This is a genomic window from Hydrogenophaga pseudoflava, assembly GCF_031020795.1.
GTDB lineage: Bacteria > Pseudomonadota > Gammaproteobacteria > Burkholderiales > Burkholderiaceae_C > Hydrogenophaga > Hydrogenophaga pseudoflava_A.
Genome location: NZ_JAVHJP010000009.1, coordinates 1 through 21,540 on the forward strand (window position 1 = coordinate 1; position 21,540 = coordinate 21,540).

The following is a 21,540-nucleotide window of genomic DNA, read 5'->3' on the forward strand; positions in this document are numbered from 1 at the left end:
TTCGCGGCGTTCGAGAACGGCACCAGGGTGATCGCGCAGGCCATCGCCGAGTCCAGCGCCTTCAGCATCGCCGGTGGTGGCGACACGCTGGCCGCCATTGCCAAGTACGGCATCGAGAAGGACGTGGGCTACATCTCCACCGGTGGCGGCGCTTTCCTCGAAGTGCTGGAAGGCAAGACGCTGCCGGCGTTCGAGGTGCTGGCGCGCCGCGCCGCCTGACCGGCCGCGCTCAGTCGCCGGCCATGTTCAGCCGCAGGCCGGTCTGACGCACCACGTCCTGCCAGCGCTCGCCCTCGGCGAGCAGCAGGTCGTGCAGCTCACCCGGCGTCGAGGTCTGCACCTGCGCACCTTCGGCCTGCATGCGGGCCGCCACCTCCGGGTCGCGCAGCACCGTGTTGAGCGCGGTGTTGAGCTGGCGCGTGACGCTGTGCGGCGTCTTGGCTGGCGCGAACAGCGCGTACCACTGCGTCATCGCCACACCCGGCACCCCCGCTTCCGACAGCGTCGGCACATCGGGGCAGGCCGCCAGGCGCTCCGTGCCCGCCACCGCCAGGGCTTTCAGCCGCTTGCTGCGCAAATATGGCAGGGCCGTGAACAGGCTCGGGAACATCAGCTGCACCAGGCCATTGGCCACATCCGCGATCGCCGGTCCGGCGCCCGAGAAGTCGGCGCGGGTCAGGCGCGTGCCGGTCTGCAGCTGGAACAGCTCGGCCGCCAGGTGCGGCACCGTGCCTTCTCCGGCCGAGGCGTAGGCCATGGGCGCCGGCGCGTCGCGCAGCAGCCGCACCAGCGAGGCCACATCGTCCACCGGCAATGCCGCCGGCACCACCAGCAGCGTGGGCGAATAGCCGATCAGGCCCACCGGCGAAAAGTCCGCCACCGGGTCGTAGCGCAGCTTCTGCAGCGCCGGGTTGATGCCGTGCGTGGCGATGTAGCCGAACAGCAGGGTGTGGCCGTCGGGTTCGGCCGCGGCCACGTATTCGGCGGCGATGCTGCCGTTGGCGCCCGCGCGGTTGTCCACCACCAGCGGCTGGCCCAGCAGCGGCCCCAGCTTGCGCGTGAGCGTGCGCGCCATGGTGTCGTTGCCGCCCCCCGCGCTGGTTGGCACGATGATGTGCAGCTCGTGCTGCGGAAAGTTCCGCACCGTGCTGGACGCCGAAGGCGCCGCGCTGCCCGGCACCGGCGCCGCGGGCGGAAACACATAGCCTGGCAGGTGCAGCATGCCCTGCATGATTTTGCGGGCGGTGCGCACCAGGGCGGCGCTCTTGACCTCGATGGCCTCGCCTTCGCCTTCGATGTCCACGGCCACGTCGATCTGTCCCGCCGGGTGCAGCACCACCAGCGCATGGCGGCCGGCCCGGCGCGCGAGGCCGCTGGCCACCGTGCCCGGCAGGGCGAAGGCCGTGGCCACGCCGATGGCGCCGGTGACGGCGTGCGAGGCGTGGCATTTGTGCGGCGTGAAATAGCGCGAGGTGATGCTGTCCAGCGTGTCGCCCGCGCTCACCAGCACCGGCTTGGGCACCACGCTGTTCGAGACATCGCCCAGCCCCATGCGCCGGCCGGCTTCCAGCCGCAGGGCTTCGATGCGCGCCAGCAGCGGCTTGTTGGCGTCCAGCTCGGCCGGCCGTTCGCGGCCGGTGAGGCCGAGGTCGATGGCGCGCAGCACCATCAGCGGCATGGCCGCGTCGATGCAGGTCACCTCCAGGCCGTCGATCAGGTCGATGCGCTGGCCGGTCGGGAACACCTGGCCGGTGACCGCACCCCACGCATCGAGAAAGTTCAGCAGGATGGGCGCCGAGGTACCGGCCACGCCGTCGATGCGCGCATCGCCGTCGTAGCTCACTTTGCCGCCCGGCGTGCAGACCGTGGCCTCGATCTGCGAGCCGGTGTTGACGTTGTGGATGCGGACCGTGGTGCTGCCGTCCTGCGCGGCGATCAGCCCTTGTTCGATGGCGAACGGTGCCACGCCCGAGAGCATGTTGCCGCAGTTGGGCCGCGTGTCCACCGAGCGGTGGCCCACGCCCACCTGGGCGAACAGGTAGTCCAGATCACAGCCCGGCACCGTGGAGCGCGAGACGATGGCGACCTTGCTGTTGAGCGTGCTGCCGCCGCCCAGGCCGTCCAGCTGCAGCGGGTCGGAGGCGCCGATGGCGCCGATCAGCGCCTGGTCGCGCGCCTCGTCGCCTTCAGGCAGCCAGTCGCGCAGGAAGAACGGACCGCGCGATGTGCCGGCGCGCATCAGGACGCAGGGAATGGAGAGGGACATGGATGCTGCTCCGAGGGGCCGGCGGTCGGTACGATCAATCCGCCGTGATCTTGGCCTTGACCACCACGTTCTTCCACTTGGCCAGCTCTGACTTCACCAGGCCGCCGAGCTGCTCGGGCGTGCTGGTCTCGACATCCGCGCCATGGTCTTCCATGCGCTTGATCACTTCCTTGTCGGCCAGCACTTCGTTGATGGACTTGTTGAGCTTGGCCACCACGTCCTTCGGCGTCTTGGCGGGCGCGAAGATCGCGTACCACTGCTGCACTTCGACGCCGTCCACACCGGCTTCCTTCATCGTGGGCACGTCGGGCAGCAGGGGCGAGCGCTTGGGTCCGGCGATGGCCAGCGCCTTGAGCTTGCCGCCCTTGACGTGCGGCAGCGCGGTGAACAGGCTGGGGAACATGAACTGCGTCTGGCCGCCCAGGGTGTCGTTGATCGCAGGCGACGAACCCTTGTAGGGCACGCCGATCATCTCCACGCCCGCGTTCATCTTGAACAGCTCGCCCGCGAAGTGCGGCGCGGTGCCGTTGCCCGCGGTGGCATAGACGTAGCGCTCGGGCTTGGCCTTGAGCTGGGCCACCAGGTCCTTCACGTCCTTCACGCCCACGGCCGCGTTGGCCACCATCAGCGTGCCAGAGTAGCCCACCAGAGCCACCGGCTCGAAGTCGGTCACCGGGTCGTAGCGCAGTTTCTGCAGCGCGGGGTTCATGGCGTGGGTGGCGATGTAGCCCAGCATCAGCGTGTGGCCGTCGGGCGTGGCGCGGGCCACGAACTCGCTGGCGATGGCGCCGTTGGCGCCGGCCTTGTTCTCCACGATCACGCTCTGGCCGAGCATGGGCGCCAGCTTCTGCGCGATGGTGCGGGCCATCAGGTCGTTGCCGCCACCGGCCGCGGTGGGCACGACGATGGTGACGTTTTTGCTGGGGAAACCTTGCGCCGCGCTGGTGAGGGCGGTGAGGGCGAGTGCGATCGCGGTGAGGGTGGATTTCATCGGTTTGTCTCCGGTGTTTGGGAAAGTGGGCGAATCATCCGATGCCGGAAGATGTCTGTGAATTGCATAGTTGGGATCGATTGATCCACAATGTGCATCAATCAGAAACACCGTGTCCAGCACCGCATGTCCGCCCATTTCGACCTCAACGATCTCATGGCCTTCCGCGCGGTGGCCGAGCTCGGCAACTTCCGCAAAGCGGCCGAGTCGGTCCACATCTCGCAGCCGGCCTTCAGCCGCCGCATCGACAAGCTGGAGCAGGCGCTGGGCGTGCGCCTGCTGGAGCGCAGCACGCGGCGCGTCAGCCTCACGGTGGTCGGGCGCGACTTCGACCGCCAGCTGCGCCAGATCCTCGACGCGCTGGACACCACGCTGCTCGGCATCCGCGGCGTGGCGGCCACGCGCATGGGCGAGGTCACCATCGCGGCCGTGCCCTCGGCGGTGAACTACTTCCTCTCCAGTGTGATCGCGCGCTACCACGAGCGCTACCCGCGGGTGCGCGTGAAGATCATCGACGAGAGCGCCAACACGGTGCTGCTGGCGGTGGCGCGCGGCGAGGCCGACTTCGGCCTGAACTTCGTCGGCTCGCAGGAGGGCGATGTGGAGTTCAAGCCGCTGGTGGAGGAGCAGTTCGTGGCGGCCTGCCGGCGCGACCACCCGCTGGCGAAGAAGCGCCAGGTGCGCTGGGCCGAACTCGCGCAGTACGACTACATCGCCGCCGACAAGGTCTCGGGCAACCGCCTGCTGCTGGACCAGGCTCTGGCCGGCATGGCCGAGCAGCCGCACAGCCTGTACGAAACGCGGCACGGCACGACCATGATCGGACTGGTGGAGGCGGGGCTGGGTGTGGCGGTGGTGCCTTCGATGGCCATGCCGGCCAAGGACCACCCGCTGCTGGCCAGCGTGCCGCTGGTGGACCCGGTGGTCAAACGCATGGTGGGCCTGATCAAGCGCCGCTCGACCGTGCTCACGCCGGCGGCGCAGGAGTTCTACAACCTCTGTGCCGAGATGCAGACCGGCCAGCCGCGCCGGCGCGCGCGCAAGGCCGCGGCCTGACCCGTCTCAGGACTTGCGCGTCGGGATGCGCAGCACCACCCACGCGCCGATCACGCCCAGCACCACCAGCACCACCTGCGCGATCCAGCGGTGGCGGAAGCTCCAGATCGAAAAGCTCACCATCACCAGCATCGAGACCACGGCGATGGTCTTGGTGCGCCGCGTGAGGCTGCGGTTCGCCTCCCAGTCGCGCAGCATCGGGCCGGTGAGGCGGTGGTTCAGCAGCCAGGCGTGCAGGCGTGGCGAGGCCTTGGCATAACAGGCCGCGGCCAGCAGGATGAAGGGGGTGGTGGGCAGACCCGGCACCACCACACCGATGAGCCCGAGCACCAGCGACACCGAGCCGGCGACCCAGAGCAGACCACGCACCAGGCGCGAGTGGTGGACCGTCTCTGCGCCCTGGTCGCCTCGGCTCATGGGGCGAACAGGCCCAGCGGGTGGTGGGCCACGGCGATGCTGACCATGAAGCCGACCACGGCCAGTGCGGCCACAAAACAGAGCGCCTTGGCTCCGCGCGTGGGTGCCCGCTTGAGTGCCAGCGTGCCGAGCACGATGTAGACGATCAGCAGCACCAGCTTGGCCAGCAGCCAGTGGTTCTGCGTGGGGTTGAGTTGCAGCAGCCACCACAGCGTGCCGCCGGCCAGCAGCAGCAGCGAATCGATGACCGGCGCCAGGCCGCGCGCCCAGCCCGCCATGGGCCAGGCCTGCCCCGCCAGCACGCCCAGACCGCGCACGGCGAACAGCGCGACGCTGAGCGTCACCAGGGTGATGTGCAGCGGCCGCAGCCAGGGGTAGATCGCAGCGACCAGTTCGGGTGTGGGCATGGTCCGCGCATCATAGGTCGCCGCGCGGAGGACGATCAGTCTTCAAGAAAGGGGTAGTCCGTGTAGCCCTCGGCCCCACCACCGTAGAAGGTCATCTTGTCCGGCTTGTTGAACGGGCCGCCGCGGCGCAGGCGGGCCACCAGGTCGGGGTTGGCGATGTAGGCCTTGCCGAAGGCCACCAGGTCGGCGCCATCGGCCAGGGCCTGCTGCGCCAGCTCGAGGTCGTAGCCGTTGTTGACCATCCAGGCGCCCTGGCCACCGGCGTGCCGGTACGCGGTCTTGAACGCGGCGTAGTCGAACGGCCGGTCGGGCAGTTCGCGCGGGCCACCGGTGGCGCCTTCGATCACGTGCACATAGGCCAGCCCATGCGGCGCCAGCTTGCGCGCCACATACTCGAACAGCGGCTGCGGGTCGGCGTCGACGATGTCGTTGGCGGGCGTCACGGGCGAGAGGCGGATGCCGGTGCGGCCACCGCCGACGGCCTCCGTCACCGCAGCCACCACTTCCAGCAGCAGGCGCGCGCGGTTGGCGATGCCGCCGCCGTAGTCGTCGGTGCGCTGGTTGGCGCCGGTCTTGAGGAACTGGTCGATCAGGTAGCCGTTGGCTGCGTGGATCTCGACGCCGTCGAAGCCGGCGCTGATGGCGTTCTGGGCCGCATGCCGGTAGGCCTGCACGATGCCGGGAATCTCCTCGGCGTCCAGCGCGCGCGGCTCGGAGGTGTCGACGAAGGTCGGCACGCCGTCCTTGAGCAGCACGGTCTTGGTGTGGGCGCGGATCGCCGAGGGCGCGACCGGCTTCTGGTAGTGCGGCTGCAGCTCCACATGCGAGACGCGGCCCACGTGCCAGAGCTGGGTGACGATCTGGCCGCCGAGGTCGTGCACCGCCTTGGTCACGCGCTTCCAGCCGTCCAGCTGCTCGATGCCGTACAGGCCGGGCACGTCGGCGTAGCCCTGGCCCTGGTGGCAGATCGCGGTGGCCTCGGTGATCAGCAGGCCGGCGCTGGCGCGCTGCGCGTAGTACTCGGCCATCAGCGGCGTGGGAATGGCGTCGGGCGCGCGGTTGCGCGTCAGCGGCGCCATGACGATGCGGTTGGCCAGGTGCAGGTCGCCGGCGGTGACGGGGTCGAAGAGGGTGGTCATGGTCGGTTGGAAGTGAAACGGTCGGTACAGCCTACGCCGACCGGCGTGGCCTTGCCATCACGTTCCGGACAGGGCTTGCTTGGTGTCAGGGTTTGATTGGATCGGCAGCGCGTGGATGCCCCACGGACCACAATCGGGCGCATGAAATCCCTGTCCTCCATCCGCCTGTCCATGCTCGACCTCGTTGCCGTGCGCGACGGCGGCACCGTGGCCGACGCGCTGGCCATCGCGCTGCGCACCGCGCAGCACGCCGAGCGCCTGGGCTTCACCCGCTACTGGCTGGCCGAGCACCACAACATGAGCGGCATCGCCAGTTCGGCCACGGCCGTGCTGGTGGGCCACATCGCGGGTGGCACGCAGCGCATCCGCGTCGGTTCGGGCGGCGTGATGCTGCCCAACCACGCGCCACTGGTGGTGGCCGAGGCCTTCGGCACGCTGGCCGAGCTGCATCCCGGGCGCATCGACCTGGGCCTGGGCCGTGCGCCCGGCACCGACCCGCTGACCATGCGCGCGCTGCGCCGCGACCGCGTGGAGACCGAAGAGGACTTCCCGCGCGACGTGGCCGAGCTGCAGCGCCTGCTGGACGACCCGCAGCCAGGCCAGCGCCTGATCGCCATGCCCGGCGCGGGCACCAAGGTGCCGGTGTGGCTGCTCGGTTCCAGCCTGTTCTCGGCCCAGCTCGCGGCCGAGCGCGGCCTCCCCTACGCCTTTGCCTCGCACTTCGCGCCGCGCTACCTGCTGCAGGCGCTGCAGCTGTACCGCCAGAACTTCAGGCCGTCCAAGGTGCTGGACAAGCCCTATGCGGTGGTGGGCGTGCCGCTGATCGCCGCGCCCACCGACGACGAGGCCGAGTACCTCGCCAGCAGCACCTACCAGCGCGTGCTGGGCATCCTGACCGGCCAACGCGGCCAGCTGCCGGCGCCGGTCGAGGGCTTCATGGACCGGCTGGACGCGCAGGCGCGCGCGGCCATCGCCGATTTTCTGGCCTGCGCCGTGGTGGGCGGGCCGGAGACGGTGCGCGCCGGTCTGCAGCAGCTGGCCGACGCCACCCAGGCCGACGAGTTCATGCTGGTGAGCGACGTGTTCGACCCGGCGCTGCGGCTGCGCTCGCTGGACCTCGCGGCGCAGGCGATGGGGCTCAGCGCAGCGGCGGCGCCGGTGGTGCCGGCGGCAACGCTCCCCTGAGCCATTCGCGCGGCGAGTGCCCGACCTTGGTGGCGAAGGCGCGGCTGAGGGCCGAGGGGTTGGCGTAGCCCAGCTCGCTCGCCAGCTGCTTGATCGAGCTGCCCCGCGCCAGACCGGTCTGCGCCAGCCCGATGCGCCAGTCGCTCAGGTAGTCCGCCGGCGTCTGGCCCACCAGCTGCCGGAACAGGCTGGTGAAGCCGGTGCGCGACATGCCGGCCACCGCGGCCAGCTGCTCGATGCTCCAGGGCTCGCCGGGCTCGTCGTGCATGGCCACGATGGCGCGCGCCAGCCGGGGCTCGGACAGGCCCGTGACCAGCCCGGGCGGCACGCCGGCCTCGCGCGGGTGGTCCAGCAGCCAGCGCAGCGTCTGGATCAGCACCACTTCGAACAGCCGGTCGGCCAGCAGCCGGTGGCCACAGCGCACGCGGGCCGTCTCGGCGAACAGCAGCTCCAGCGAAGCACCCAGCCCCTCGACCTCGTCCAGCGACAGCGCGATGGCGCCCGGCAGGGTGCGCACCAGTGGGTGGGCCGGGCCGCCGTCGAACCACAGTTGCGCACAGGTGAAGTCGGAGCCTTCGATGGGCGGGTTGTGGAAGTGGTGGGTGATGGCGCGCGGGTAGAACAGCAGCGCGGGTGCGCGCAGGTGCAGGCGCAGTGGCACGGCCTCCCGTGGCGGGTGCGTGACATCGAGCGTGCCCCGGCGCAGCAGGTGGAGGTAACCCATGCCCGGCGGCGGCGTGAAGCTCTGCACGCCGCAGAGCGTGCCGGTGAACGACAGCTCGGCGCGCACGGGAAACCGTTCCAGCAGGCCGGACAGTCGGTCGACGGACGGGGGTGGGGTGGTCATGCCGGGGGATGTACGAAAGGGTATGAATTTTGTACGAAATGTTCCCATCTGAACAGGGCGCGGCCGGACACTGGGTGCCACGGATCGCCGCCGGGCGGTCCGCTTTACACCCCCCACCCAGGAGTTTCCGATGCGTTCGTTCTGTCTGTCCACCCCCCTCCAGGCCGCCCTGCTGGCCGCCGCCATCGCTGCCGCCGGCCCCGCCCTGGCCGACGGTGACCACGGCCCCGGCGGCATCGCCACCGCGCCGGCCCGGGCGGTGCACGCGCCTTTCGACGTGGTGCACACCCGCATCCACACCGAAGACCGGGCCCTGGTGTTCGAGATGCAGGTCTCGGGCAAGGCCGGGCGCACGCGGCCCACGAAATCCGGCCAGCTGGCCGGCAGCTGGGTGTTCTCCTACGTCTGGCCCACCAGCCTGGACCCGGCCGAGGTGGGCTTCGAGCCCAAGGCCGGCATCCTGGCCTTCGCCGTCACGGCCCACCCCGACTTCGACGACACGCCGCTGTTCGACGAGAACGGCGACGGCCAGCTCAAGAACGACGGCGGCGTGTGGCACTCGCACTGGGTGGTGCTGCAGCCGGACGAAGCCTGCGGCAAAGGCGCGCTGAAGGTGGTCGACATTCCCGAGGGCAGCCGGCCGCGCCTGCCCAGGACCTGGCCCGGTCTGCCGCTGCTGATCGACAGCCCGGGCTGGAGCCCCTCGTTCGAGCGCGGCCGTGTGAGCGTGCGCGTGCCCTTCGACAACGTGCCGGCGCTGCCGTCCGCCCAATTCGACGGCGTCACCGCGGCGCTGCGCGTGAACGCCAGCCTGCACGCGCCGCTGCTGTGCGTGGCGAAGGTGTTCAAGGTGGCCTCGGGCGACCTGTCGCTGCCGGGTCAGTTCAGGTGAGGCGGCGTGCGCATCTGCTCCGGCGTCGTGAAGTAGGCGGACAGTGAGCCCAGCCGCTCGCGTGCCAGCGCGAACTCGTGCCGCGCCACGCTGCGCAGGTGCACCTCGTCCGGGCCGTCGAGCAGGTGCAGCGCGCGGCCCCAGGTCCAGAACTGAGCCAGCGGCGTGTCGGGCGAGAGGCCCATGGCGCCGAAGATCTGCATGGCGCGGTCCACCACCCGGGTCTGCAGGCCCGCGGCCACCACCTTGATGGCCGCAACCTGCGCGCGCACGGCGGCCGGTTCGGCCTGCTCTGGGTGGTCCAGCAGCCACGCGCAGCGCAGCACCAGCAGACGCGCCTGGTCGATCTCGATGCGCGCGTGCGCGATCCACTCCTGCACATTGGCGTAGTCCGCCAGGTGGTGGCCGAAGCTGCGGCGCTCCAGCGCGCGTTCGGTGGCCAGGGCCAGCGCCAGCTCGCACTGGCCGATGGTGCGCATGCAGTGGTGCACCCGGCCCGGCCCCAGTCGCGCCTGCGCCATCGCAAAGCCGTGGCCCCAGTCGCCGAGCAGATGGTCGGCCGGCACGCGCACGCCGCGCAGCACGATCTCGCAATGCCCTTCGGGCGCGTGGTGGTGCACCACCGGGATGTTGCGCACCACCTCCAGCCCCGGCGTGTCCATCGGCACCAGCACCATGCTGTGCCGGTGGTGCGGGTCGCCGCCTTCGTCGCCGTCGTTGCGCGCCATCACGATCAGCACGCGGCAATGCGGATGTGCCACGCCGGTAATGAACCACTTGCGGCCGCTGAGCACCAGCGCATCGCCCTCGCGCCGCACGGTGGTCTGCAGGTTGGTCGGGTCCGACGAGGCCACGTCGGGCTCGGACATCGCAAAGGCCGAGCGGATCTCGCCCCGCAGCAGCGGCAGCAGCCAGCGCTCGCGCTGCGCCGGGGTGGCGAAGCGGTGCAGCAGCTCCATGTTGCCGGTGTCGGGCGCGCTGCAGTTGAACACCTCGGCCGCCCAGCTCAGCCGGCCCATGGACTCGGCCAGCGGCGCGTAGTCCAGGTTGGACAGGCGTGTGCCCGGCTCGTCCTCGCGCAGGCCGGGCAGGAACAGGTTCCACAGCCCTTCTTCCTTCGCCAGCGTCTTGAGGTCTTCCAGGAAGGGCGGCGGGTACTGCCCGTCCTGCACCGCCTGGTGCCAGGCCGCGTTGTGCGGCAGCACATAGGTTTGCAGAAAGGTGTCCAGCTGGCGCAACAGCGCCTGGGCGCGGGGGCTGTGTTCGAACTCCATGCGACCGATTCTGGGCAGCGCCGTCGCGCTTGTCAGCGCACGCGCGACATCAGCGGTACAGCTCCTGGATCGCCTGCTCGTACAGACCGGTCAACTGATCCATGACCTCGTACATGCGTTCGCTGGTGGTCGCCACGGTCTGCAGCGCGTCGCCCTGCCCGGGCCGTCGCAGGGCCTGGTCGAAAAACAGCCACTGGCCGCGCGCCAGTTCCAGCTGCTGGCGGATCGCCGGTGTGGACAGCGGGGCACTGGCCAGATAGCCCAGGCCTTCGTCGAACTCGCGCCGGGCCGTCTCCAGTTGCTGCGCCTGGCCGGCCGCCGCGGTGCCGCCGGCGGCCTGAAGGAAATGGGCGCGGGCCGCGCGCTGGGACAGCATGCGCTGGCGGCCGGCCACGTTGACCACACGCGCACCGTTCTGCCGGGCCTGTTTTTCGAACGCGGTGGTGAGCGCGTCGGCCGACTGCAGCATGTCGTCGGCCGCGCGCACCACGTCGTCGGTGCGGAACGCTGCCCCGCCGCCCACCGTGATCACCAGCAGCCGGTCGACGTGGCCCTGCAGGCGCGGCATCAGCGGCTGGGTGTCGGCGTTCAGCGGCTGGCGGCCCAGCTCTTCCATGCTGCCCTCGATCAGCTGGCGGCACTGGCGCATCAGGTCGCTGGCGCGCTCGGGCAGCACGCCGAGGGCCGACTGGACGTGCAGCTTGGCCACGCGCTGCGAGAGGGCGCGCAGGCGGCCGGCGCGGTTGATGGCGGTGCCCAGCGGCAGCGCGGGGCTCGAAGGGGTGGTCCTGGTGTGGCCGGTTCGGGCGAGCAGCGAAGTGCCCAGCAGGGCCAGAAGATGACGGCGTTGCATGGATCGTTCAGGTGGTTGGGAGATGAACTGAAGACCTCAGAGCCCCAGACCTTCGGCCAGCGCGTCCATGCGGACCTTCACGTCGGGGTCCATGGCCATGGTGCGGCCCCATTCGCGGCTGGTCTCGCCGGGCCATTTGTTCGTGGCGTCCAGCCCCATCTTGCTGCCCAGGCCGCTGACGGGCGAGGCGAAGTCGAGGTAGTCGATGGGCGTGTGTTCGATGGTGAGCGTGTCGCGCGCCGGGTCCATGCGCGTGCTCAGGGCCCAGACCACCTCCTTCCAGTCGCGCACATCGATGTCCTCGTCCACCACGACGATGAACTTGGTGTACATGAACTGGCGCAGGTGGCTCCAGACGCCCATCATCACGCGCCGCGCGTGACCGGCGTAGGCCTTGCGGATGCTCACCACGGCCATGCGGTAACTGCAGGCTTCGGGCGGCAGGTGAAAGTCCACGATTTCGGGGAACTGGCGCTGCAACAGCGGGATGAACAGCTCGTTCATCGCCACGCCCAGCACGGCCGGTTCGTCCGGCGGCTTGCCGGTGTAGGTGGAGTGGTAGATGGCGTCGCGCCGGCGCGTGATGCGCTCGACCGTGAACACCGGGAACTCGGCGCGTTCGTTGTAGTAGCCGGTGTGGTCGCCGTACGGCCCTTCGAGCGCGTGCTGGTACCCGCTGGGGTGGGCCGGGTCGGGGTGGATGTGGCCTTCGAGCACGATCTCGGCGGTGGCCGGCACGCGCAGCGGCACGCCGATGGCGGGTGCCACCTCGGTGCGCGCGCCGCGCAGCAGGCCGGCGAACTGGTACTCGCTCAGGCTGTCCGGCACCGGCGTGACGGCGCCCAGAATCGTGGCCGGGTCGGCGCCGATGGCAACCGCCACCGGGTAGGGCTGGCCGGGCAACAGGCGGCCGTGTTCGCGAAAGTCCTGCGCGCCGCCGCGGTGCGCCAGCCAGCGCATGATGAGCTGGTTGCGCGAGAGCAGCTGCTGGCGGTAGATGCCCAGGTTCTGCCGCGGCTTGTGCGGCCCCTGCGTGATGACCAGGCCCCAGGTGATCAGCGGCGCCACGTCGCCGGGCCAGCAGTGCTGGATCGGCAACTGCGCCAGGTCCACGTCTTCGCCCTCGACGACCTGGGCCTGGCAGGGCGCATGCCGCACTTCGCGCGGGCTCATGTGCCAGAGCGACTTCACCAGGTCGCCCAGGCCGGCCATCTCGCGCAGGCCGCGCGGCGCCTCGGGCTCCTTCAGTCGCGCCAGCACTTCGCCGAAGCGGCGCAGTTCGCCCACGTCGGCCACGCCCATGGCGCGCGCCACCCGCGCGGTGGTGCCGAACAGGTTGGCCAGCACCGGCATGGTGTGGCCGGCGGGGTGTTCAAACAGCAGCGCCGGGCCGCCCGCGCGCAGCACGCGGTCGCACAGCGCGGTCATCTCCAGATGCGGCGAGACCGGTTCGCGCACGCGCTTCAACTCGCCCGCGGCTTCCAGTTGTGCGATGAAGTCGCGCAGGTCCTTGTAAGTCATGCGGGCGCGGTCTCCAGCCCCTGCCAGCGTTCGCTCAGCGCGTGCGGCACATCGAGCAGGTCGAGCACGCGCGCCACGCTGGCGTTGACGATGTCGTCGACCGACTGCGGCCGCAGGTAGAAGGCCGGCACCGGCGGGCAGACGATGGCGCCCATCTCGGTGACGGCGGTCATGTTGCGTAGATGGACCAGGTGCAGCGGTGTCTCGCGCGCCATCAGCACCAGGCGGCGGCGTTCCTTGAGCATCACGTCGGCGGCGCGGGTGACGAGGTTGTCCGAGAGGCCGTGCGCGATGGCCGCGAGCGTGCGCATGGAACAGGGCGCCACCGCCATGGCGCTGCAGCGGAACGACCCGCTGGCCGGGCCGGCGCCGATGTGTGCTGCGTCGTGCAGCGTGTGCACCAGCGGGCGCAGCGTGTGCGGGCCGGCGTGCAGTTCGTGGCGCAGGGTCTGCCAGCCGGCGTCGGAGACCACCGCGTGCGTCTCGACGGCCGGCACGGTGGACAGCGCCTGCAAGAGGCGCAGGCCGTAAACCGCGCCGCTGGCGCCGGTGATCGCCACCAACAGGCGGCGGGGTTCAGGGCGCATCGGTCGGCTCCGGTAGGATGGGCAGCTTCTGCAGGTCGCAGCGCACGCGGAACAGCACGGCCTCGGCCTGCTCGGGGTCGAAGTCTTCGTGCAGGCGCTTGCGCACGCCGTAGAGCTGGAGCTGGTGGTGCTGGGTGGGGGTGATGCCGTGGCGCTGCAGGCAGTGGCGCGCGCATTCGAGCGGGCAGCCGTCGAGCACCACGATGGCACGGCCCGATTGCGCGGGCTTGAGCAGCTGCGGCACGTCGCCGCCCACGCCGGCGATGCACGACATCTCGGCGGCGCCCATGCGGTCCAGCCGCACGGCGACGTGGTTGGCCAGCTGGGCCGCGCTGGAGCAGCCCGAGCAGGCGTAGACGAGGGGCAGCGCGCGGCGCTCAGCGCGGTCCATGGGGCGGGCCGAAGGGGCGCAGGCGCTGCAGCCGCGCGAAGACGGCCGAGGGGGCCCACTGCGCCGGGTCGAACACCGGCAGCTCCAGCGCATCGAGCGCGTTCTTCACCACCAGACCCAGCTCGGTGTCGCCTTCCATGGACAGGCGGCGGTTGAAGAACAGGGTGTCGGGGTCGTCCAGTCGCCGGGCCAGGCGCAGAAAGTCGTGCGCGTTCGCGCTGAGCGTCAGGTCGGTGGCCTGCTGCGGCGGGCAGGCGCGGAACTGGCCGTCCTGCCAGCGGAAGTCAAAACGCAGGCCGGCGTCGCGCACCTGGATGCGGATGCGCCGGCCGTTCAGGTGCGCGCCCACGTCGGCCGGCAGCTGGCGCGCCAGCACCAGGTTCAGGCCGGTGACCAGCAGCAGCGAGCCGGGGTAGGGCGGCAGCTGCGTGAGCAGGCGGGCCAGCGGGGGCGGCACGGTGAAGCGGCGCTCGCCCCCGGTCGTGTTCGTTGTGGGGTGGTTCATAGGGTCACTCCGGTGGGGGCGTCGACGCGTTCGAGACCCGGGCGGCCGTGCCAGTAGCCGTTGCAGTCGGCCTGGCCGTCGCCCGATGCGGGCAGCAGCGGCCGCAGGGCCTCGCGCGCGGCGGCCGTTGTGAGAGCGCCGCGGCGCAGCGCGTCGTACAGCGCCACGACGTCGGCCGTGTGCTGTGCCTGCGGGCTGATGCGCGCCACATCCACGCCGAGCGCGGTGAGATCGTCCCAGGCGTCGATCAGGCTGTGCACCCGGGCCGACTGGGTCTGGATGCCGTTGAGCACCAGGAAGTCGGCCTGCTCGCGCGTCTGCAGCATCAGGCCGTCGGGGTGGTCGAGGCAGCTGAAGCGACAGTCGTCCTTGGGCAGGTTGCGGTGGCGTGCGGTGAAGCAGCGCGCCGAAAACGCCAGCGGCAGCCGGCCGTGCACGAACACCTCGGTCTGCAGGCCGGCGGGGCGCTCGCGCTGCAGCAGGTCCAGGTCGTCGCGCTTCATTTCCAGCGGCGCGACCCAGCGCGTCGCGCCCTGCCCGGCCATCCAGTGCAGCGCGGGCGTGTTGTAGAGGTTCAGGTGCGGCCCGGCGACGAAGGGCTTGCGCCCCGCGAGTGCGCCGACCGCGCCCATGTCGTTGGCCTCGACTGGGAAGTCCCCGTTCGCGGCGATCTTCTGCATCGCGCCCGCGTCCGAGCCTGACTCCAGCAGCACCAGGGTGGACAGCACGGCGGTCTTGCCGGCGTCCTGCAGCAGCCGCGCCACGTCCAGCCAGTCCGAGAGCCGCAGCTCGTGCCGGCGCGAGCAGGTGACCTCGCCGAGGTAGACGATGTCCACCGCCGTCGCGGCCATGGCCTCGTAGAAATCGAACACCGTGCTGCGTGGCCAGTAGTACTGCAGCGGACCCAGAGAAAGTTTCATGGTCATTTCCAGGGGCGGTGGTAGGCGCCCAGCGTGTGTTGCTGGCCTTCGGCGACCTGATCCAGGGCGTTCATCCATGCGCCCTTGGGCGTGTAGTGCTGGGGCTGGGCCGCGCAGCTGTCGATGGCCTCGCGCCAGACCTTGGTGACCTGCGCCACATAGGCCGGGCTGCGCTGGCGCCCTTCGATCTTGATGGCGCGCACACCCATCTGCGCCAGCTGCGGCAGCAGCGACAGGGTGTTCAGGCTGGTGGGCTCCTCGATCGCGTAGTAGCTGTGGTCGTCCTCCACGTCGAAGCGGCCCTTGCACAGCGTCGGGTAGCCGGCGCTCTCGCCCGGCGCATAGCGGTCGATCAGCACGCCGTTCAGGCGCGACTCCAGCCCCTTCGGGGTTTCCTGCCAGCGCACCGCCTTGGCCGGCGAACACACGCCGTGCGTGTTGGGCGATTCGCCGGTCACATAGGACGAGAGCGCGCAGCGGCCTTCGACCATCACGCAGAGGCTGCCGAAGCCGAACACCTCGATCTCCACCGGCGTCTTCTGCACCAGCAGCCGCACCTGTTCAAGCGAGAGCACGCGCGGCAACACGGCGCGCGAGATGCCGAACTGGCGGTGGTAGAAGTTGATGGCCTCGTGGTTGGTGGCCGAGCCCTGCACCGACAGGTGCAGCCGCAGCCGTGGGTGGCGCTGCACCGCGTAGGCCATGAGGCCGGGGTCGGCCAGGATGACGGCGTCCACCCCCAGCGTGACAGCCTTGTCCAGCGCCTGCTGCCAGCGCTGCGGCTGGCCGGCCTGCGGGTAGGTGTTGATGGCCATGAACACCTGGCGGCCGCGGGCGTGGGCGTAGGCGATGCCGCTGGCAATGCCCGCGTCGTCGAAGTTCAGGCCGGCAAAGTTGCGCGCGTTGGTGGCGTCGCGCAGGCCGAGGTAGACGCAGCTGGCGCCGTGGTCGATGGCGGCCTTGAGGGCGGGCAGACTGCCGGCGGGGCAGACGAGATCCATGGGCGGTAAACGGGTTGGTGCCGGCGGGCGGCGGAAAAGAAAGGCGCGACCATAGCCCCGGCCCGACAGCCGGCGCTTGACCCGCGTCAAGGGCGTCATGGCTTGATCTGGCGCAATCCGAAGGCCCCGGATCACCCTGTGAGTGACTGGGTTTTTCCCCAGGTCGTCGCAGGAATTCTTGACCCAGAACAAGGCGGCGCGACGCCGTCGCCGGTAGGCTCCTCCAGCGGTTTTTTTGCGCCGCCCAATGGGAAATCAGACGATGAATGCACGAGATGTGATGGGGGCGGTGGCGCCTGGAGACGGCGAAACCGCCGAACGCGCGCGGGTGCTGCTGCGCCAGGCGGGCGACAACGGCATGCACCCCTGGCGGCTCAAGGGCCGCGAGCTGCTGCCGGTCGTGCAAGGCGGCATGGGCGTGGGCGTGTCGGCCGGAGGCCTGGCCGGCGCCGTGGCCGCGCTGGGCGGTGTGGGCACGGTGTCCTCGGTCGACCTGCGCCGCCTGCACCCCGACCTGATGGCCCAGACCAGCCACCTGGAGAGCGGCAAGGAACCCGACGCGCGCGAGCGCATCAACGCGGCCAACCTGGTCGCGCTGGACCGCGAGATCCAGCGCGCGCGCCTGATCTCGGGCGGGCGCGGCATGGTGGCGGTGAACATCATGAAAGCCCTGTCGGCCTACGAGATCTATGTACGCCAGTCGCTGGAAAGCGGCGCCGACGCGGTGGTGGTGGGCGCCGGCCTGCCGCTGGACCTGCCGGAACTGGCCAAGGACCACCCGGACACGGCGCTGATCCCCATCCTGTCGGACGCGCGCGGTGTGCAGCTGATCGTCAAGAAATGGGAGAAAAAGGGCCGCCTGCCCGACGCCATCGTGATCGAGCACCCCCGGCTGGCCGGCGGGCACCTGGGCGCCGCCAAGGTCGCCGACCTGCAGGATCCGCGTTTCAATTTCGAGAACGTGATCCCCCAGTCGCTGGAATTTTTCAAATCGGCCGGGCTCGAAGGAAAGATTCCATTGATCGCCGCCGGCGGCATTTCAAGCCGCGACGACATCATTCGCCTGCAGGGCCTGGGCGCCAGCGCGGTGCAGATGGGCACGGCCTTCGCGGTGACGCTGGAGTGCGATGCCGACCCCGCTTTCAAGCAGGTGCTGGCCAACGCCACGCCGGAAGATGTGGTGGAGTTCATCAGCGTGGCCGGGCTCCCTGCGCGAGGTGTGCGCACACATTGGCTGAACAAATACCTGCGCGTGGAGCCCAAGCTCAAGGCCGTGGCGCATGTGAAGGACCGCTGCAACATGGCCTTCGACTGCCTGGCCCATTGCGGATTGCGGGATGGCAAGTCGGACATGGGCCAGTTCTGCATCGACCAGCAGCTGGCCCACGCCTGGGAAGGGGATCAGCAGAGGGGGCTGTTCTTCCGCGGTGCGGGTAGTCTTCCGTTTGGCAAGGACATCCGTTCGGTCCATGATCTGATGTCCTGGATGGTGGCCGGCAACCGGCCGGCAGAGCCTGTACCATCCGACGCCTTCAAAACCGGAGCCCTTGCATGAAGCGTGACCCCCAACCCGGAGCCCAGAATCTCCGGGAACCCCAGCCGATCAGCCTCGACGTGCTGGAAGAAAAATACCTGAAGCCCGGGGAGACCGGCCTCGACGACCTCTACCGCCGCGTGGCCCGCGCCCTGGCCTCGGTGGAAAAAGAGCCGATCCGCGCCGAGTGGGAAGCCAAATTCCTCGACAACCTGTACGCGGGCGCCATCGGCGCCGGCCGCATCATGAGCGCCGCCGGCACCGACATCCAGGCGACCCTGATCAACTGCTTCGTGCAGCCCGTGGGCGACTGCATCCAGGGTTTCGACGACGAAGGCTTCCCCGGCATTTACGAAGCCCTGCGCGAGGCCGCCGAAACCATGCGCCGCGGCGGCGGTGTGGGCTACGACTTCTCGCGCATCCGCCCGCGCGGCGCCGAGGTCAAGGGCACGCACTCGATGGCCTCGGGCCCCTGCAGTTACATCAACGTGTTCGACCAGTCGTGCTCGACGGTCGAGAGCGCCGGTGCGCGCCGTGGCGCCCAGATGGGCGTGCTGCGCATCGACCATCCGGACGTGCTGGACTTCATCACCGCCAAGCGCACACCCGGCCGCTGGAACAACTTCAACGTCTCCGTGGGCGTGAGCGACGCCTTCATGGAGGCCGTGGCCGGTGACCAGCCCTGGGAGCTGGTGCACAAATCGAAGCCCGGCAGCAAGGTGATGGACAAGGGCGCCTACCAGCGCGCCGACGGCCTCTGGGTCTACCAGAGCGTGTCCGCGCGCGAGCTGTGGGACACCATCATGAAGTCGGCCTACGACTTCGCCGAGCCGGGCATCCTGTTCCTGGACAAGATCAACCAGGACAACAACCTGCGCTACTGCGAGGGCATCGCCGCCACCAACCCCTGCGGCGAGCAGCCGCTGCCGTCCTACGGCTGCTGCGACCTCGGCCCGATCATCCTCACGAACTTCGTGCGCAACGCCTTCGGTTTCGGCGGCGTGCCGGCGTTCGACTTCGGCGCCTTCGAGCAGGCCGTGGCGACCCAGGTGCGCGCGCTGGACAACGTGCTGGACGTGACCTTCTGGCCGCTGGAGCAGCAGCGCAAGGAAGCGCAGGACAAGCGCCGCATCGGTGTCGGTTTCACCGGCATGGGCAACACCCTGGCCATGCTGTGCGTGCGCTACGACCGCGAGGACGGCCGCAAGGTCGCCGCCCAGATCGCCGAGCGCATGCGCGACGCGGCCTACCGCGCCTCGATCGAGCTGGCCAAGGAAAAGGGCGCCTTCCCCAAGTTCGACGCCAACGGGTACCTGGAGCGCGGCACCTTCGCCAGCCGCCTGCCCGAACCCATCCGCCAGGCCATCCGCAAACACGGCATCCGCAACAGCCACCTGCTCTCGATCGCCCCCACCGGCACCGTGAGCCTGGCCTTCGCCGACAACGCCTCCAACGGCATCGAGCCGCCCTTTTCCTGGATGTACCGCCGCAAGAAGCGCGAGCACGACGGCTCCACCCGCGAGTACGCGGTGGAAGATCACGCCTGGCGCCTCTACCGCGAGCTCGGCGGTGACGTGGACCATCTGCCGGAGTACTTCGTCAACGCGCTGGCCATGACGGCCGGCGAGCACATCGCCATGATGGAAGCGGTGCAGCCTTTCGTGGACACCGCCATCTCCAAGACGGTCAACGTGCCGGGCGACTACCCCTACGAAGACTTCAAGAACCTGTACCTCCAGGCCTGGCGCGCCAGCCTCAAGGGCATGGCCACCTACCGGCCCAACAACATCCTGGGATCGGTGCTCGACACCGGCGCGCCCGTCGTCGAGGCCAAGCCGGCGCCCGCGCCCGTGGCGGCGCCGGTTGACCCGATGCGCACCGTGATCGAGAGCCGTCCCAAGGGCGCGCTGTCGGCCGTGGCCGACAAGATCGAGTACTGGACGCAGGAAGGCCACAAGACGCTGTACATCGTGGTCTCCTTCCTGCCGGTGCCTGCCGCCGACGGCAAGGGCACGGTCGAACGCGCCATCGAGTTCTTCATGCCGGTGGGCCAGAACGGTGAGTCGCAGCAGTGGATTACCTCCACCATGCGCATGCTCTCGCTGGCCGCGCGCGGCGGCTTCCTGGGCCGTGCGCTGTCCGACATGCGCAAGGTCGCCTGGGACCGCGGCCCGGTGCGCCTGGGCACCTACGAAAAGGCCGACGGCACCCACGTGCCGATGTGGCACGACTCCGAGGTGGCCGCCATCGCGTTCGCGCTGCAGAACATCATCGCCCGCCGCAACCAGCAGACCGACACCGCCGCGGTCGCCACGCCCCACGCCCCGGCCGCGCCGGAGCTGGTGGGCATGTCCTCCGGTGTCATGGCCGGCAAGAAGTGCCCCGAGTGCGGCGCGCACGCCATGATCCGCAAGGACGGCTGCGACTACTGCACCTCCTGCGGGCACCTGGGCTCCTGCGGATGAGCGCCGCCGGGCCGCGGGTGTCGCCGGTGCGCCCCAACGGGTCGCCGGTCTCCGCGCCCTGGCAATGGGCCAGCCTGTGGCGCGCGCCACACCGGCTGGCCTTTTTTTCGGGGGTGCTGCTGCTGGTGGCCTCGGCCGCCTGGTGGGCGGCGGTGCTGGTCGACCGCGTGAGCGGTGTGTTCGGCCTGTCCTACGCGGTCTCTCCGACGCTGACCCACGCCGCGGTCATGACCTTGGGCTTCATGCCGCTGTTCTTCGCCGGCTTCCTGTTCACCGCCGGTCCCAAGTGGCTGGGGGTGGACGCGCCGGACGTCCGCGCCATCACGCCCGCGCTGGCCCTGCAGGTGGGCGGCTGGCTGTTGTGGCTGGCGGGCGCGCACCTGCACCAGGACCTGGCGGTGGCCGGCGCCTTCATCGCGGCGGCCGGCCTTGCGATGCAGAACGGGATGTTCTGGCGCCTGTGGCGCGCCAGCCGCGTGCCCGACCGGGTGCACGCCACCGTGGTGGCCGTGGGTGGCGCACTGGGCGCGCTGTGCGCCGCGGGCATGGGCGCTGCGCTGCTGCTCGGTGAGTGGTCGGTGGCCCTGGCCCTGGTGCACACCGCGCTGTGGGGCTTCATCGTCGCCACCTACGTGGCCGTGGCCCACCGCATGATTCCCTTCTTCACTTCCGGCGTGCTGCCGATGATCGAGGTCTGGCGCCCGTTCTGGGTGCTGTGGCTGATGCTCGCGGCCATCGTGCTGGAGATCGTGTCGGTGTGGCTGATGCTCGCCGGCTGGGGCGAGGGCACGGCGTGGCGCCTGCTGCGCGGCGCGCTGGAACTGGGCATCGGCGGCGTGCTGGTCTGGCTGGCCTGGGTCTGGGGCCTGGTGCAGAGCCTGAAGTTCCGCCTGCTGGCCATGCTGCATGTGGGCTTCGTCTGGTTCGGACTGGCGCTGCTGCTCTCCGGCCTGTCGCAGTGGCTGCTGGCCGCCGGCGGTGTGCCGACGCTGGGCCTGGGCGCGCTGCATGCGCTGACCATGGGTTTCCTCGGCTCCATCCTGCTGGCCATGGTCACGCGCGTGGCCTGCGGCCACAGCGGCCGTGCGCTGGTGGCGGACGCCACGGTGTGGACCCTGTTCTGGGTGCTGCAGGTGGCGGTGCTGCTGCGCATCGCGGGCACGCTGCCGGGCGCCAGTGGCCTCTGGCTGGCCGCGGCCGCGCTGACCTGGGCGGGCGTGGTGCTGGTCTGGGGCGGGCGGCTGGCGAACTGGTTCGGCCGGCCGCGTGCCGACGGCCGGCCGGGGTGA

The 21,540-nt window shown here is 70.3% G+C and carries 21 protein-coding genes; 7 read left to right on the forward strand and 14 right to left on the reverse strand.

Annotated features, from left to right (window positions below):
* A partial coding sequence (pgk, locus tag RCO38_RS22120; protein ID WP_308330630.1) for a phosphoglycerate kinase occupies nt 1-219 on the forward strand: 219 nt, incomplete at its 5' end.
* 10 nt (nt 220-229) lie between these two features.
* Here the strand turns inward: pgk and RCO38_RS22125 are convergent.
* Nucleotides 230-2,266: a 4-oxalomesaconate tautomerase gene (locus RCO38_RS22125; protein WP_308330631.1), complete on the reverse strand. Its 2,037-nt coding sequence runs from the start codon at nt 2,264-2,266 to the stop codon at nt 230-232.
* A gap of 34 nt (nt 2,267-2,300) precedes the next feature.
* Nucleotides 2,301-3,257, reverse strand: a complete 957-nt coding sequence (locus tag RCO38_RS22130; protein ID WP_308330632.1) for a Bug family tripartite tricarboxylate transporter substrate binding protein — start codon at nt 3,255-3,257, stop codon at nt 2,301-2,303.
* A 126-nt stretch (nt 3,258-3,383) separates the two neighbouring features.
* Here RCO38_RS22130 and RCO38_RS22135 point away from each other — a divergent pair, with 126 nt between their 5' ends.
* The gene (locus RCO38_RS22135) at nt 3,384-4,313 is read left to right on the forward strand and encodes a LysR family transcriptional regulator (RefSeq protein WP_308330633.1); all 930 of its coding nucleotides are present in this window, start codon (nt 3,384-3,386) and stop codon (nt 4,311-4,313) included.
* Nucleotides 4,314-4,319: 6 nt separating this feature from the next.
* Here RCO38_RS22135 and RCO38_RS22140 read toward each other — a convergent pair whose 3' ends face one another.
* The 3 genes from RCO38_RS22140 to RCO38_RS22150 are packed head-to-tail and all read right to left on the reverse strand — an operon-like array spanning nt 4,320 to nt 6,276.
* Complete coding sequence (locus tag RCO38_RS22140) at nt 4,320-4,730, reverse strand: YbaN family protein (RefSeq protein ID WP_308330634.1); 411 nt, start codon at nt 4,728-4,730, stop codon at nt 4,320-4,322.
* Entirely contained in the window at nt 4,727-5,137 is a 411-nt protein-coding gene (locus RCO38_RS22145; RefSeq protein WP_308330635.1) for a SirB2 family protein, read from the reverse strand. The genes RCO38_RS22140 and RCO38_RS22145 overlap by 4 nt, the downstream gene beginning before the upstream one ends.
* Before the next feature lie 35 nt (nt 5,138-5,172).
* Nucleotides 5,173-6,276: an alkene reductase gene (locus RCO38_RS22150; RefSeq protein WP_308330637.1), complete on the reverse strand. Its 1,104-nt coding sequence runs from the start codon at nt 6,274-6,276 to the stop codon at nt 5,173-5,175.
* A 141-nt stretch (nt 6,277-6,417) separates the two neighbouring features.
* Here RCO38_RS22150 and RCO38_RS22155 point away from each other — a divergent pair, with 141 nt between their 5' ends.
* Nucleotides 6,418-7,461 carry an LLM class flavin-dependent oxidoreductase gene (locus RCO38_RS22155; RefSeq protein WP_308330640.1) on the forward strand — a complete coding sequence of 348 codons (1,044 nt, stop codon included), beginning with the start codon at nt 6,418-6,420 and terminating at the stop codon, nt 7,459-7,461.
* Here the strand turns inward: RCO38_RS22155 and RCO38_RS22160 are convergent.
* Nucleotides 7,415-8,308, reverse strand: a complete 894-nt coding sequence (locus RCO38_RS22160; protein ID WP_308330641.1) for an AraC family transcriptional regulator — start codon at nt 8,306-8,308, stop codon at nt 7,415-7,417. The two genes, RCO38_RS22155 and RCO38_RS22160, sit on opposite strands and share 47 nt — an antisense overlap.
* A 130-nt stretch (nt 8,309-8,438) precedes the next feature.
* Here RCO38_RS22160 and RCO38_RS22165 point away from each other — a divergent pair, with 130 nt between their 5' ends.
* Complete coding sequence (locus tag RCO38_RS22165; RefSeq protein ID WP_308330642.1) at nt 8,439-9,200, forward strand: hypothetical protein; 762 nt, start codon at nt 8,439-8,441, stop codon at nt 9,198-9,200.
* Here RCO38_RS22165 and RCO38_RS22170 read toward each other — a convergent pair.
* The 8 genes from RCO38_RS22170 to ubiU are packed head-to-tail and all read right to left on the reverse strand — an operon-like array spanning nt 9,188 to nt 16,252.
* Nucleotides 9,188-10,474, reverse strand: a complete 1,287-nt coding sequence (locus RCO38_RS22170) for an acyl-CoA dehydrogenase family protein (protein ID WP_308330643.1) — start codon at nt 10,472-10,474, stop codon at nt 9,188-9,190. The two genes, RCO38_RS22165 and RCO38_RS22170, sit on opposite strands and share 13 nt — an antisense overlap.
* Nucleotides 10,475-10,523: 49 nt before the next feature.
* Complete coding sequence (locus RCO38_RS22175) at nt 10,524-11,327, reverse strand: type IV pili methyl-accepting chemotaxis transducer N-terminal domain-containing protein (RefSeq protein WP_308330644.1); 804 nt, start codon at nt 11,325-11,327, stop codon at nt 10,524-10,526.
* A gap of 36 nt (nt 11,328-11,363) precedes the next feature.
* Entirely contained in the window at nt 11,364-12,848 is a 1,485-nt protein-coding gene (gene ubiD / locus RCO38_RS22180; RefSeq protein ID WP_308330645.1) for a 4-hydroxy-3-polyprenylbenzoate decarboxylase, read from the reverse strand.
* Nucleotides 12,845-13,435 (reverse strand): UbiX family flavin prenyltransferase, encoded by a 591-nt coding sequence (locus RCO38_RS22185; protein WP_308330646.1) that lies wholly within the window; start codon nt 13,433-13,435, stop codon nt 12,845-12,847. Before RCO38_RS22185 ends, ubiD begins: the two co-directional genes overlap by 4 nt.
* Nucleotides 13,425-13,826 (reverse strand): putative zinc-binding protein, encoded by a 402-nt coding sequence (locus RCO38_RS22190; RefSeq protein WP_308330647.1) that lies wholly within the window; start codon nt 13,824-13,826, stop codon nt 13,425-13,427. The genes RCO38_RS22185 and RCO38_RS22190 overlap by 11 nt, the downstream gene beginning before the upstream one ends.
* Nucleotides 13,813-14,331 carry a ubiquinone anaerobic biosynthesis accessory factor UbiT gene (gene ubiT / locus RCO38_RS22195; protein WP_308330648.1) on the reverse strand — a complete coding sequence of 173 codons (519 nt, stop codon included), beginning with the start codon at nt 14,329-14,331 and terminating at the stop codon, nt 13,813-13,815. Before ubiT ends, RCO38_RS22190 begins: the two co-directional genes overlap by 14 nt.
* Complete coding sequence (gene ubiV / locus RCO38_RS22200; RefSeq protein WP_308330649.1) at nt 14,328-15,251, reverse strand: ubiquinone anaerobic biosynthesis protein UbiV; 924 nt, start codon at nt 15,249-15,251, stop codon at nt 14,328-14,330. Before ubiV ends, ubiT begins: the two co-directional genes overlap by 4 nt.
* A 2-nt stretch (nt 15,252-15,253) precedes the next feature.
* The gene (ubiU, locus tag RCO38_RS22205; RefSeq protein ID WP_308330650.1) at nt 15,254-16,252 is read right to left on the reverse strand and encodes a ubiquinone anaerobic biosynthesis protein UbiU; all 999 of its coding nucleotides are present in this window, start codon (nt 16,250-16,252) and stop codon (nt 15,254-15,256) included.
* A gap of 358 nt (nt 16,253-16,610) precedes the next feature.
* On the opposite strand from ubiU, the gene RCO38_RS22210 reads away from it, so the two are divergent.
* The 3 genes from RCO38_RS22210 to RCO38_RS22220 are packed head-to-tail and all read left to right on the forward strand — an operon-like array spanning nt 16,611 to nt 21,540.
* On the forward strand, nt 16,611-17,807 hold the full coding sequence (locus RCO38_RS22210; RefSeq protein WP_308330856.1) for an NAD(P)H-dependent flavin oxidoreductase: 1,197 nt from the start codon (nt 16,611-16,613) through the stop codon (nt 17,805-17,807).
* Entirely contained in the window at nt 17,804-20,251 is a 2,448-nt protein-coding gene (locus RCO38_RS22215; RefSeq protein ID WP_308330651.1) for an adenosylcobalamin-dependent ribonucleoside-diphosphate reductase, read from the forward strand. The genes RCO38_RS22210 and RCO38_RS22215 overlap by 4 nt, the downstream gene beginning before the upstream one ends.
* A complete protein-coding gene (locus RCO38_RS22220) occupies nt 20,248-21,540 on the forward strand; it encodes an NnrS family protein (protein ID WP_308330652.1) in 1,293 nt (430 codons plus the stop codon). The genes RCO38_RS22215 and RCO38_RS22220 overlap by 4 nt, the downstream gene beginning before the upstream one ends.

What these genes read in the sequence shown, in the direction of transcription:
- RCO38_RS22125 (WP_308330631.1), bottom strand. Translation starts at nt 2,266, where the DNA reads ATGTCCCTCTCCATTCCCTGCGTCCTGATGCGCGCCGGCACATCGCGC.
- RCO38_RS22130 (WP_308330632.1), bottom strand. Translation starts at nt 3,257, where the DNA reads ATGAAATCCACCCTCACCGCGATCGCACTCGCCCTCACCGCCCTCACC.
- RCO38_RS22135 (WP_308330633.1), top strand. Translation starts at nt 3,384, where the DNA reads ATGTCCGCCCATTTCGACCTCAACGATCTCATGGCCTTCCGCGCGGTG.
- RCO38_RS22140 (WP_308330634.1), bottom strand. Translation starts at nt 4,730, where the DNA reads ATGAGCCGAGGCGACCAGGGCGCAGAGACGGTCCACCACTCGCGCCTG.
- RCO38_RS22145 (WP_308330635.1), bottom strand. Translation starts at nt 5,137, where the DNA reads ATGCCCACACCCGAACTGGTCGCTGCGATCTACCCCTGGCTGCGGCCG.
- RCO38_RS22150 (WP_308330637.1), bottom strand. Translation starts at nt 6,276, where the DNA reads ATGACCACCCTCTTCGACCCCGTCACCGCCGGCGACCTGCACCTGGCC.
- RCO38_RS22155 (WP_308330640.1), top strand. Translation starts at nt 6,418, where the DNA reads ATGAAATCCCTGTCCTCCATCCGCCTGTCCATGCTCGACCTCGTTGCC.
- RCO38_RS22160 (WP_308330641.1), bottom strand. Translation starts at nt 8,308, where the DNA reads ATGACCACCCCACCCCCGTCCGTCGACCGACTGTCCGGCCTGCTGGAA.
- RCO38_RS22165 (WP_308330642.1), top strand. Translation starts at nt 8,439, where the DNA reads ATGCGTTCGTTCTGTCTGTCCACCCCCCTCCAGGCCGCCCTGCTGGCC.
- RCO38_RS22170 (WP_308330643.1), bottom strand. Translation starts at nt 10,474, where the DNA reads ATGGAGTTCGAACACAGCCCCCGCGCCCAGGCGCTGTTGCGCCAGCTG.
- RCO38_RS22175 (WP_308330644.1), bottom strand. Translation starts at nt 11,327, where the DNA reads ATGCAACGCCGTCATCTTCTGGCCCTGCTGGGCACTTCGCTGCTCGCC.
- ubiD (WP_308330645.1), bottom strand. Translation starts at nt 12,848, where the DNA reads ATGACTTACAAGGACCTGCGCGACTTCATCGCACAACTGGAAGCCGCG.
- RCO38_RS22185 (WP_308330646.1), bottom strand. Translation starts at nt 13,435, where the DNA reads ATGCGCCCTGAACCCCGCCGCCTGTTGGTGGCGATCACCGGCGCCAGC.
- RCO38_RS22190 (WP_308330647.1), bottom strand. Translation starts at nt 13,826, where the DNA reads ATGGACCGCGCTGAGCGCCGCGCGCTGCCCCTCGTCTACGCCTGCTCG.
- ubiT (WP_308330648.1), bottom strand. Translation starts at nt 14,331, where the DNA reads ATGAACCACCCCACAACGAACACGACCGGGGGCGAGCGCCGCTTCACC.
- ubiV (WP_308330649.1), bottom strand. Translation starts at nt 15,251, where the DNA reads ATGAAACTTTCTCTGGGTCCGCTGCAGTACTACTGGCCACGCAGCACG.
- ubiU (WP_308330650.1), bottom strand. Translation starts at nt 16,252, where the DNA reads ATGGATCTCGTCTGCCCCGCCGGCAGTCTGCCCGCCCTCAAGGCCGCC.
- RCO38_RS22210 (WP_308330856.1), top strand. Translation starts at nt 16,611, where the DNA reads ATGCACCCCTGGCGGCTCAAGGGCCGCGAGCTGCTGCCGGTCGTGCAA.
- RCO38_RS22215 (WP_308330651.1), top strand. Translation starts at nt 17,804, where the DNA reads ATGAAGCGTGACCCCCAACCCGGAGCCCAGAATCTCCGGGAACCCCAG.
- RCO38_RS22220 (WP_308330652.1), top strand. Translation starts at nt 20,248, where the DNA reads ATGAGCGCCGCCGGGCCGCGGGTGTCGCCGGTGCGCCCCAACGGGTCG.